The sequence below is a fragment of the Alteromonas alvinellae genome, assembly GCF_902705805.1.
This window is the reverse complement of sequence record NZ_CACSIH010000119.1, coordinates 1-3,638: the sequence shown is the minus strand read 5'-3', so window position 1 is coordinate 3,638 and position 3,638 is coordinate 1. Positions and strand designations below refer to the sequence as shown.

Genomic DNA, 3,638 nt, shown 5'->3' with positions numbered 1-3,638 from the left:
GCGTAAAGTGCTGATTTAAGATCGCTTACGAAGATTATAAAATTGATGCTGTAATCATTCGTCAGCGTCAAAGCAAAGGTAAATTTGCAGGAAGTGCAATCGGCTTCAAACTAGAAGCAGCTATCGAATTGATTGATGGGTTAGAGGTTATTGTATTTAGCCCTACAGACATCAAAGAATCGCTACGCAGAAACCCATTAGCTGTGCCGTTCTCTGAAACTGGGTTAAAGCAGTTCCAAGAAACAGCCTTTACCACGGCTTACGCATGGCTTATGAAAAATGAGTATGCGTCGCAAGAGGCTAGTGAAGGGTAACAGGTAGCCGTTCGACACATTCGTGAACAGTGAAGCTTATACCAACCTGTAGGCTTCGCTGCTTAACCCTTCATTCCCTCAACCTTTGCACTCAATTCAACCAAGGCGTTTTGTAGCATTTCCAACTTGTCATCGAATTCTTCGTCTGCTTCGTGCTCGTTGCGCTTTATGGCTAATTCTATCGAACTTGCTAATTCTGCAAGTGGAAAGGCGCCGATATATCGAAGCGCCGTTGTGAAGATATGCGCTATTCTTGCGATGGCAGGATAGTTGTGGTTATCAATAGCTTGTTTGAGTGCGCTAAGTTCACCCTCTAAAGCCACAAAATCGTTAAGCAAGTCGTTATAAAGCGTTTCATCACCAAGTAAGGTTTCTAGGGCTTTTGATTTGTCTATTAACGTAAGTGAACCAGTCGCTATAAGCTTGTCGTTAGTTACTTCTGAGGTAGCCGAAGACTGCCTTTTATCCAATACCTCAACAAGTACATCAAAAAAGCGATTAGGGTCGACAGGTTTATTGATATGACCATCCATGCCAGCCGCTAAGCTTTTATCAATGTCTTGTTGCATGGCATGAGCGGTTGTGGCGATGATAGGTAAAGTTAACTTCAGCTCTTCTCTGATGTGTTTGGCAGCAGTTAATCCATCCATTACTGGCATTTGGATATCCATCAGGACTACGTCAAACGCGCTGTCTTCACGCAGTTTGTTTATAGCTTCTAAACCATTGTTGGCAACTTCAATAGTGGCTTGAGTGTCGTTTAAAAGTCCAAGTGTTACTTTTTGATTGAGCGCATTATCTTCTGCAAAAAGAATGCGTGTGCCTTTTAAATTGGGTACGGCTGGTATGTCTTTGAGTACTGTTTTGGCTTTTACGTTAAGACACAACTCCTGCAGTGTATCTACCAATTCACTGGTACTAAACGGTTTCTTGATGAAATGACGTATGCCAAGCTGAATGGCCTGTTCGCGCATTCGTGGCGACTCAAATGCGTAAAGCATAACCACTTTTGGCTGCTTAATTGAAAATTCTTGATTCATTATGGCAGCCACTTCAAGGCCATCAATATCGGGCATGTTCCAGTCTAAAATAAGCAAGTCATAAGGAGATGATGTCGCTATAGCTGCACGCATTTTAGCAAAGGCGTCTTTTCCGCCTGTGGCAATGTCAGCTTGAATGTTAGCCATAGAAAGGGCTTCTGAAATAGCATCTCGCGATGCTTCAATATCGTCAGCTATAAGTACCTTCAGCGCAGAAAGCTGTGTAGAAGGGGATATAATCTGCTGAGATGCGTCCTGCTGTACTTTCACCGTAAAGTGGAAAATAGACCCTTTTCCTAACTGGCTCTCTACCCAAATCTCACCGCCCATTAACGCCGTTAACTGTTTGCAAATTGCTAAACCTAAACCTGTACCACCGTAGCGTCGCGATATCGACTCATCACCCTGATTAAATGGCTGAAACAGTTGAGCTTGATGTGCAGTAGTCAGGCCTACTCCTGAGTCCTTCACTTCAAATTCAAGCTGAATATCGTCAGCGGCCTGTTTGCATCTAACGCTTACTGAGATAAGCCCATCTTCGGTGAACTTAAGGGCGTTGCTCAGCAGGTTATTCAGTATTTGCTGTATGCGCAACGGATCACCAATTAAGTTCAGCGGCACATCTCGGGAGATATGTTGAATTAGCTCAATATGCTTTTCTTGCGCACGGGCAAGGTGCAACCTGATGGTTTGATTAACGAGCGTATCTAAATTAAATGGGGTAGACTCTATATCAAGCTTACCAGCTTCAATTTTAGAGAAGTCCAGTATGTCATTAATGATGCTTAGCAGCGTTTGAGATGCGCCCTCAATTTGTATCAAATTTGTTTGCTGCTCTTTGTCTTCAGCGGCCCGTTGAGAAAGCTTAGTAAGACCAATAATGGCATTCAGCGGCGTACGAATTTCATGGCTCATACGGGCTAGAAAATCGGACTTTGCTTTAGTGGCTTTGCGCAAATCTTGCGTTAAGATATCGAGCGACTTTCTCTGTTTCCAAGTTCGAAGCCATAACCCAGCCATCAAGCCCAATGAAAGGATGACAAAACCTATAAAATAAAGTTGCTGGGTATTCTTTTTCTTTTGGATAAGGTTACGCTGTTCTTTTAACTGATTGTCTTTTTCTAGCAGCTTTATCGTTTCTTCTTTTTCTGAAATGGCTAAACGTACTCGGTGCAGGGCCACTAGCCTTGATTGCTGTTCATTAAAGCTCTGTTTAAATGCCTGTCTATATTGCTTCGAGTAGTTAAGTGCAGTTTCCAAGTTTCCGTTTGTTTCGTGAAGTGAGATAAGTTGATTGAGAACATCTAAGATCAACACTTTGTCATTTTTTATGATTTCTTTTTCCAGCCCAGCTTCTAGTTCAGCAATTGCAAGTTCCAGTTCGCCTTGTTGTTTATAGATGTCTACTAAATGAAGAAGATGTGACCCTTCGTTGTACTTAAAACCAACTTGCCGGTCAGCTTCCGAAGCCTGGTTTAATTTCTTCAGCGCTTCACTTAAGTTACCTTGCGCAATATAAAGCTCTGCCATAGCGCTGTGCACAATGCCAATAAAAGGGTAATTTGCTTCGCGAAGCTGACTTTCAGCTAATAGCAGGCTCACTTTTGCGTCTTGATACTGACCAAGCGCTCGCTGGGCATATCCTTGAAAGAAATAAGCTGTACCTTCGCCTTCCTTGCTATTAAAGCGTTGTGCGGCAGATAAATACTGATGTGCAAAAGTCAGCATTAACTCATAGTCTTTAAGCGACATGTACACGTTACCCATGGCGCTATATACCAAAAGAACTTTGTCACTTTCAGCTTTGTTGAAAAGGTCTAGCGCTTGGTGCATGGCTTCTAGCGCGCTGGCATGTTCGCCAGATAAATCGAGGATTAACCCCTCTAAGCGATGTGATTCAGCAAGGCTCAGTACATTTTTTGCTGAGGTTGCGTATTTACGGGCTTCGAGTAACGCCTCGTACGCAAATACATAGTCTTGTTTTAAAATATAAAAGTAGGATTTTATATTCAAAAAGCGTGCGTGTTCATAATCATTAGGGTGGGCCGCAAAAAATGCGTGTAATTCCGAGAAGGCGCTTTGAACAGTCGGATCGTTTTCTTGAATACGTGTTTTAAGCCCGTCTAATTGAACTATGGGTGATGAAGTGTTGTCTTGCGGCGCGCCAAAAGCGCGAGCGGATAGCGTCATTAAGACAATGACACTAATCACACACAAGACAAAGCGCTTCATAATATTGATTAATATTAGTTAGTACTGAGGGATCCCCACGAATTTAGCATGT

1 protein-coding gene and 1 pseudogene are annotated in these 3,638 nt (G+C 42.7%); one reads left to right on the top strand and one right to left on the bottom strand.

From position 1 onward, the window contains the following. Positions 1-29: 29 nt before the first annotated feature. Positions 30-314, top strand: a pseudogene (locus ACX5KA_RS08740) (DUF3010 family protein); the annotation flags it as partial. 62 nt (positions 315-376) lie between these two features. Here ACX5KA_RS08740 and ACX5KA_RS08735 read toward each other — a convergent pair. After that, positions 377-3,586 carry a tetratricopeptide repeat-containing hybrid sensor histidine kinase/response regulator gene (locus ACX5KA_RS08735; protein ID WP_458730903.1) on the bottom strand — a complete coding sequence of 1,070 codons (3,210 nt, stop codon included), beginning with the start codon at positions 3,584-3,586 and terminating at the stop codon, positions 377-379. Between the last annotated feature and the right edge of the window lie 52 nt (positions 3,587-3,638).